This is a genomic window from Microcoleus sp. Z1_B2, from assembly GCF_036700325.1.
GTDB lineage: Bacteria > Cyanobacteriota > Cyanobacteriia > Cyanobacteriales > Microcoleaceae > Microcoleus.
In genome coordinates this window covers 1-7,633 of record NZ_JAUBOQ010000040.1, presented here as the reverse complement: position 1 = coordinate 7,633, position 7,633 = coordinate 1, and the positions used below count along the sequence as shown (strand labels likewise).

The 7,633-nt window shown below is 46.9% G+C and carries 8 protein-coding genes; 5 read left to right on the top strand and 3 right to left on the bottom strand.

Going from position 1 to position 7,633, the window contains the following annotated elements:
- Positions 1 to 942, top strand: a 942-nt coding sequence (locus QT984_RS21735) for an HAD-IC family P-type ATPase (RefSeq protein WP_333344074.1), incomplete at its 5' end; no start/stop codon positions are given.
- Positions 943 to 1,139: 197 nt separating this feature from the next.
- On the opposite strand, the gene QT984_RS21730 is transcribed toward QT984_RS21735, so the two are convergent.
- On the bottom strand, positions 1,140 to 1,487 hold the full coding sequence (locus tag QT984_RS21730) for a hypothetical protein (protein ID WP_190659999.1): 348 nt from the start codon (positions 1,485 to 1,487) through the stop codon (positions 1,140 to 1,142).
- Positions 1,488 to 1,592: 105 nt separating this feature from the next.
- Between QT984_RS21730 and tmk the strand changes: the two genes are divergently transcribed.
- The 4 genes from tmk (at position 1,593) to QT984_RS21710 (ending at position 5,530) form a co-directional block, all read left to right on the top strand.
- Positions 1,593 to 2,261 (top strand): dTMP kinase, encoded by a 669-nt coding sequence (tmk, locus tag QT984_RS21725; protein ID WP_333053131.1) that lies wholly within the window; start codon positions 1,593 to 1,595, stop codon positions 2,259 to 2,261.
- Between the two features lie 373 nt (positions 2,262 to 2,634).
- The gene (locus QT984_RS21720; protein WP_333272289.1) at positions 2,635 to 3,597 is read left to right on the top strand and encodes a DNA polymerase III subunit delta'; all 963 of its coding nucleotides are present in this window, start codon (positions 2,635 to 2,637) and stop codon (positions 3,595 to 3,597) included.
- 27 nt (positions 3,598 to 3,624) lie between these two features.
- Positions 3,625 to 4,110, top strand: a complete 486-nt coding sequence (msrA, locus tag QT984_RS21715) for a peptide-methionine (S)-S-oxide reductase MsrA (RefSeq protein ID WP_445299481.1) — start codon at positions 3,625 to 3,627, stop codon at positions 4,108 to 4,110.
- A 583-nt stretch (positions 4,111 to 4,693) separates the two neighbouring features.
- Positions 4,694 to 5,530, top strand: a complete 837-nt coding sequence (locus QT984_RS21710; protein WP_333212851.1) for a metallophosphoesterase — start codon at positions 4,694 to 4,696, stop codon at positions 5,528 to 5,530.
- A gap of 178 nt (positions 5,531 to 5,708) precedes the next feature.
- On the opposite strand, the gene rppA is transcribed toward QT984_RS21710, so the two are convergent.
- Positions 5,709 to 6,395 (bottom strand): two-component system response regulator RppA, encoded by a 687-nt coding sequence (gene rppA, locus QT984_RS21705; RefSeq protein WP_333053126.1) that lies wholly within the window; start codon positions 6,393 to 6,395, stop codon positions 5,709 to 5,711.
- 59 nt (positions 6,396 to 6,454) lie between these two features.
- Positions 6,455 to 7,105, bottom strand: coding sequence for a glutathione S-transferase family protein (locus tag QT984_RS21700; protein ID WP_333053124.1), 651 nt, complete (start codon positions 7,103 to 7,105; stop codon positions 6,455 to 6,457).
- Positions 7,106 to 7,633: the final 528 nt, after the last annotated feature.

Genomic DNA, 7,633 nt, shown 5'->3' with positions numbered 1-7,633 from the left:
TCTGGCAACAGGCAAGATGCCTGTTCCACAATTGATGGGGTTTCTGGCAACAGGCAAGATGCCTGTTCCACAATTGACTCAAAACTGCTGCAAATTGCGGCGGCGGTGGAAAGGGGCGCTTCTCATCCCATCGCGGCAGCGATTTTGCTGGAAGCTCAACAGCAAGGTTTGCCGCTGCTAGCTGCTGAGGATTTCTGCACGGAACCGGGCTTGGGGGTTTCGGCTTTGGTGGAGGGCCGGCGGGTGTTCGCGGGGAATGCTGAGTGGATGAAGGAGCAGGGGGTCGCTGTGGCGACGGAATTGTCGGGGTCTTTGCAAGGCAAAACGGCGGTTTACGTGGCTTCTGGGGGCGTTTTGCTGGGGGTAATCGGCCTAAAAGATACTCTGAGGCCGGATGCTAAGGCGACGGTGGAACGTTTGCGGGGCATGGGATTGCGGGTGATGATGCTGACGGGGGATACGCCGTCTGCGGCGGCGGTGACGGCGCAGCAGCTAGGTTTGGCGGCGGCTGATGTTTTGGCCGGGGTGCGGCCGGAGGGGAAGGCGAGGGCGATCGCGACTTTGCAAGCCCAAGGCTGTAAAGTGGCTGTGGTGGGGGATGGTATCAATGATGCGCCGGCTTTGGCTCAAGCTGATGTCGGTATCGGTTTGCACTGCGGCACTGATGTGGCAGTGGAAACTGCTCAAATTGTGCTGATGCGAAATGCTTTGATGGATGTTGTTGAGTCGATCGAGCTGGGGCGCGCTACTTTTAATAAGATTCGCCAAAATTTATTTTGGGCTTTTGGTTACAATACTCTGGGAATTCCGGTAGCCGCAGGTATCTTGCTGCCTGCAACCGGAATTCTACTCAGTCCTGCGGCGGCTGGAGCATTTATGGCGTTTAGTTCTGTTAGCGTGGTGACAAATTCTTTGTTTTTGCGCCGGGGATTTCGAGCTTAAGTTTAGGGATTGCATATAAAAGTCGGAGGCCATCGGTCATTAGCTAGAAACTAATGACTAATGGCCTCATACCAAGACGGATACAAGCCCCCCACACCAGGAGTCGAGACCAAAGAAGTTTCGACGTTAGTTCGAGGCCCCAGATTTATCTGTGGAGTCACTCTAAAATCTAAAATGTAAACTCGACTGACTGATGGCTAGAGTGCCATACTTTCCAAAAGTCGCCAGTTATTGTTGTTCATAATTGAACGACTCACTAGCTCGAACATTTGACGGCAGTGGTTGTTGGTTTGCAGGGGCAGTTCTTCGTTTTTAATCACGAAGTTCATGCGAACCTCTGAGTCGCTGGCCGTGTTTTTCTCAATTAGGACTTCTGCGGTGACAAGTTTGGCAATGGAAACTTGACCGGGAAGCTCGCGAGCCATGACGGAATCTCCTGTATTGTAGATAATATCAAGATTGCATGACTCTAAAATTTCAATCAGGGATTGACGGAGACGGTCGATCGGAACGGCAACGATAAAAAAACCAGTATAGCGAGCCATAGACAACTCCAGCCGTGAGGCATTTAGACTTTATTATCATACCGAACCTAGAACAGATGCACAGAACAATATGGATTTATTTTATTCAGGTGGAAAGTTAGGGCAATGAAAGGCAAACTGATCGTGTTTGAGGGGGTTGAAGGTGCGGGTAAAACTACGCAAATGCAGCGCTTGATACAGTTCCTGCAAGTAAGTTGCTTTCTGAGAGTCCGCTTGGTGGCTACTCGCGAACCGGGGGGTACTGAGCTGGGAAGGGGACTGCGACATTTGCTGCTGAAACAAGATGGGGGCGAATCTGTATCCGATCGAGCAGAATTACTCATGTACGCGGCCGATCGCGCTCAACACGTCGAAACTTTTCTCAAACCCGAGTTATCTAAGGGAACGATTGTTTTATGCGATCGCTTTACTGACTCTACGATCGCTTATCAGGGCTACGGCCGCGGTCTTAATTTAAATTTAATTAAGCAGTTGAATGACATTGCCACCGGCGGCTTGGAAAGCGATCTGACTTTGTGGCTGGATATTGATGTGGAGGAAGGTTTGGCGAGGGTAAGGGCTCGCGGAGGGTGCGATCGGATCGAGCAAGCGGATTTGAAGTTTCACCGCCTTGTGCAGCAAGGTTTTTCGGAGTTAGCCGAGGCAAATAAATCTCGAATTGTTCGCATAAATGCCGATCGGCCTGAATATGAAGTCGCTCAGGAAATTCAAGCTATTGTAACTCGCCGGTTAGAAGGTTGGGGATATTTAAATAATACCAATTCTGAAAAGTAAGCTTACATAGATAGCCAGAAACCGGGTTTTTTACGAAATATTTGCTAAAAATCCTCAAGGTAGAGGAAAAACCCGGTTTCTTCGTTGTAACTGACATCTTGCAGCAATGTCAATTGGGGCTTTTGGGTGGGGTGGGGGCGGGTTTTTTAACCTGTCTGCTACTTTCCGAGGCTCAAGAGTGAACCCGCCCCTACAGCTTGTTGAGAATGGTGCAAGATTTCAGTTGTAACTAACTCACCATAGGGTAGCGGGGCAAAATTCTTGAAGAGGTAGTCATTACATTCAGCGCCCCTGACGCACCCTACCATAACTTCCTTCTGTCCACTTCCTTCTGTCAACTGTCAACTGAATACTGTCAACTGAATACTGTCACATGAATTATTTTACATCATTAATCGGACAAGAGCGAGCAGTAGAATTGCTAACTCAAGCAGTCGAGCGAAACCGAATTGCTCCTGGTTATTTATTTGTCGGCTCTAACGGCATCGGCAAAAGTTTAGCCGCTCAGTGTTTCATCGAGCTTTTATTCTCAGCCAATATTCCCGAAACCAGACTAATAGCCTCCGTGCAAAATCGCGTGCGACAGCGAAATCATCCAGACTTACTTTGGGTAGAACCAACTTATATGAACCAAGGCAAACGGCTTACGCCAAAGGAAGCAGAGGAAGCCGGTTTAAAGCGGAAAGCACCACCACAAATTCGTTTAGAACAAGTTCGAGAAATCAGTAATTTTCTCAGCAGACCGCCGCTAGAAGCAGCACGTTCAGTCGTAGTGTTGGAACAAGCAGAAACAATGGCTGAGGGAGCCGCTAACGGCTTATTGAAGACATTGGAAGAACCGGGAAAAGCAGCCCTAATTTTAATTGCTCCGACAGTGGAACTTTTGCTGCCAACTTTAATTTCGCGTTGTCAAAAAATTTCGTTTTCTCGGCTGAATCCCGAAGCAATGGCACAAGTTTTGCAGCAAGCGGGATTCGCGGAGATTTTGAATCATTCCGAGGTACTGGGGATGGCTCAGGGCAGTCCTGGGGAGGCGATTTCTATTTGGCAGCAACTGCAATCAATACCCGATGATTTGCTGCAAAAGGTGAAGCAGTTGCCTCAAAATCTGCGGTCTGCTTTGGAATTGGCAAAGGAAATTGATAAAACTTTAGATACTGAATCTCAGTTGTGGTTAATCGATTATTTACAACACTGTTACTGGCAGCAATTTTTGGCAGGGGGAATTAGTCGATCGCCCCTAGAGCCCTTGGAGAAAGCACGACAATATTTGTTAAACTACGTACAGCCGCGATTAGTTTGGGAATGCACACTTATGGGAATATGTCAACCATAATTTAGTGCCAAGTTTTATCTCAATACGATGAGTAACACGATGGAAAAAGCCACATTTGCCGCCGGTTGTTTTTGGGGAGTTGAACACAAGTTTCGCGCCGTTGCGGGTGTCGTCTCGACTGCTGCGGGCTACACAGGAGGCCACTGGCCGAATCCCTGCTACCTGGATGTTTGCGCCAGAGTCACCGGTCACGCTGAATCTGTGCTGATAGAGTACGATCGATCGCAGGTGAGTTACGAAGCACTGCTAGATGTATTCTGGAATTGTCACGATCCTACCCAAATCAATCGCCAAGGCCCCGACAGAGGCGAACAGTACAGGTCGGTGATTTTTTATCACAATTCCGAACAAGAAAAAGCCGCTCGCGCCTCCAAACAAAAATTACAACTTTCCGGTAAATACGACAAAGATATTGCCACGGAAATCAAACCTGCTGGGGAATTTTATATGGCAGAGGATTACCACCAGCAATATATTGAGAAGAAGCGACTTTCGTCAAAAGTTATTAGTTAAGAAGTAGGCAGACTCGACAAACAATAAAAAATATTAGGGGCGGGTAAGGCAATGATCTATACTAGGCACCAGTTTATTATTAATGCAAAACTCTGCCTCCCCTACGCCATGTTTATTTCCATTTACTTAGGAATGAGAATTAAATAACTTCCACTCTTGAAAGTGGGATGGGCGTCCCGCCCGTCATGAGTGGACGGGCGGGACGCCCATCCCACAATAACAATTAAAATTGTAAGTTATTTAATTCGCGATCCTTAGTAATAAATCATTAGTGATGAGATAGTGTTTGGTAGGGGCAATCCCCGCGTGGTAAGCCGATGCGATGGGGATTTCGCTTGTCATTTTTTTCTAAAAATGCTGTATTAGTTGGGGGCGTAAAACCCAAACATTTTTGCAATAAAGCCTAACTGAAGATTGGGCATTTCTTTTTCAAGTTTCTTGAGTAAATCCGACTTTTTGCGTCCCTGAATGTAGTAATTAGTCAGAGAATATAAGGAAAAGGGAAGAATATCTAGTTTGGCAGTCTTGCTTGTTTATTTGCTAAGCTAGAGGTGGCGCTCTGTCATCAATAAACTTTAGATTTATGCACAGGTTATTAACTGGGAAACTGCGAGTAGAGCATTTAACAATACCGATAGCCAATCTTCCAGTAAATCTATCTGGTACTAAAATTGTACAGCTTACTGACTTTCACTATGACGGGGTGCGACTGTCGGAATGGTTGCTAGAAAAGGCGATTGCTGCGGCCAATCAAGCTGAACCAGACATGATTTTTTTAACCGGTGACTTTATTACCTACGATCCCGCACCTATTTACGACTTAGTGCAGCGATTGAAAAAGTTGCAAAGTCGGGTGGGAATTTACGCGGTTTTGGGCAATCACGACCACTATTGGCCGGGGGCCAAGAGAGAGGTTGCTAATGCTTTAAATAGCGTCGGGATTCGGGTTTTGTACAACGAAGCAATCTATCCTTTGGGGTCTGAATTGGCTTTAGTTGGGTTAGCAGATTTTTGGTCGGGCGATTTTGCGCCTAAACCTGTCATGGCATCCATAAATCCCGCAATTCCTCGGATTGTCTTGTCTCACAATCCTGATACTGCTGAAAATCTGCAAAATTGGCGGATTGATTTGCAGTTTTCTGGGCACACTCACGGCGGTCAAATCGTTATTCCTGGTATCGGCCCTTTGTACGCTTGGGTCAGAAAAATTGGCTATTTTATTCCTAAACGAATCCGAAAGTTCATTCCTTTTCTGTCGGCTTGGGATCGAGTAGTTACTCACTGGGAATGGGCTAGCGGTTTGCATCGGGTTGGGAGTAATTTGCTGTACGTGAATCGCGGTTTGGGAACTTATGCGCCGGGAAGACTATTTTGTCCCCCGGAGGTGACAGTAATTACTTTGGTTTGTCAAGATACGTAAAGGCTGGTTTAGGGTGCACACTTTCCCGATAATAGATAATATAGCCCCAGGAAAAAGGAAGTTCGGCAACGGATTATGTAACGGATGTAACGGATGTAACGGATGTAATGGATGTCAGTCCGAGGGAAGAGGGAAGAGGGAAGAAGTAAAAATGATTTTTGTACAATTTCTATGATTTTTAATTGGCTTCTCCAAAGCGATAGCCTCTGCCATAGACTGTGTGAATTAGGACAGATTCGCCCGGGGCTTCTATTTTGCGGCGCAGGAGGCGAATTTGAGCGGCTAATACATTGCTGCTGGGTTTTTCTGTTTCACTCCACAAATACTGGTGGATTTGTTCGTGTGTTAGCAATTGACCGGTATGGCGCATTAAGTATTCTAATAACTGACATTCTTTTTCTGATAAGTCAATTGTACGATCGCCCCGATAAGCTAATTGATTGTCGTAGTCTAGCTGTAAATCTGCAACTTGCAGCCGCCCGACAGCAACCTCGGCATCAAAAGTAGGAGGCCGCCGCAGCAAGGCGCGGACTCTGGCTAGCAATTCTCGCAGTTCAAAAGGTTTGACTAAATAGTCGTCTGCACCGGCGTCGAGTCCTTGTACGCGATCGTCTACGGTATCTTTGGCGGTGAGAAATAGCACTGGCGTATTCCGTCCTTGCGATCGCAATTTCTGGCAAATTGCTAGTCCGGTTTGTCTCGGTAGCATCCAATCCAAAATTAGCAAATCGTAATTGCCCTGCATGGCTAAATTGATGCCACTTGCTCCGTCAAATGCCACATCTACTGTATAACCTTCGCGCGTTAAAACTCGACTTAAAGGGTCAGTCAACTCAACTTCATCATCAACTAAAAGAATCCGCATCCTGATTTCATATTTGAGACTTGAAATTTGAGATTTGAGTTTAAGTAAACTGATTTTTCCTAGATTTTCATGTGTGGAATACTTTCCGTTTCGCTGTAAGCTGCTGCTACCCATTCCTGGATGGCAGGCAAGGCCAAAATCGCATCCGCATAAGCTTTTGTTACTGAATCTAATTTGACTCCGTAGGTGACAAAACGCATCACAACGGGGGCAAACATAGCGTCAACAATTGTGAATTTTCCGAATAGCATATTGCCACCTGTTCCGAATTTTTGACGGCATTCGCGCCAAATGGCAAAGATGCGATCGATCTCTGCTTCTACACCGGGAGTCCTCCCTTCTCCCGGATAGCGGTTGCGGCAGTCCATCGGCATATTGTCGCGCAAATTTTGGAAACCCGCGTGCATTTCGGCGCAGATGGAACGGGCGATCGCCCGTTGGGCTACATCTGTCGGCCACAAATCATTTGCAAAGCGTTCTGCAACGTATTCGCAAATTGCTAAAGATTCCCACACTTTCAAGTCGCCGTCGATTAAAACTGGCACTTTTCCCGAAGGAGAATAGCGCCGAATTTCCTCATGGGTTGTCGGCCAGTCTAAGGGGATTCTCACCTCGGCAAATTCCAGTCCAGCTTGTTTCATCGCCAGCCAAGCGCGCAGCGACCAAGAGGAATAATTTTTGTTGCCGATTACCAGAGTCAATTTGGTCATAATGTAGCTGTCAGCTATTTCCGATCGTCCGTGCAATTTTAAGTTTTAGAGTTGAATATACAAAGCCGTGAGACACAATGGCGATCGGGCGATCGGCCCGTTTTCTGCACCAGCCTCTGCAAGCATTTTACCAAAAAATTGGGTCTAAAGCCCCGTCCTTCTAGGACGACTTTTTATTCTTGGTCATGATAATATTGTAATGTGGCTAGGGTATTCAACCACATTAAAAACCCAGTCGCCTGAAGGCAACGCACCTTGAAAACTGAAGTTATGGGCTTGAGCGCAGAAAAGCTGGCGCGGGTAAAAACTTCGAGCAACAAGTACGCCTAGAAACCAGTATTTTGGGTTTTGAATTGTACCGTGGGGCACACGGGAACAAGACTCTGCAATGAGTCGGAAGCTTGAGGACAGAACCATCTTGCGGTAAGTACAGGAAGCTGTACTTATTAAGGAATGAGAATTAAATAACTTCCACTCTTGAAAGTGGGATGGGCGTCCCCCCCGGCCAAAACGGACGGGCGGGACGCC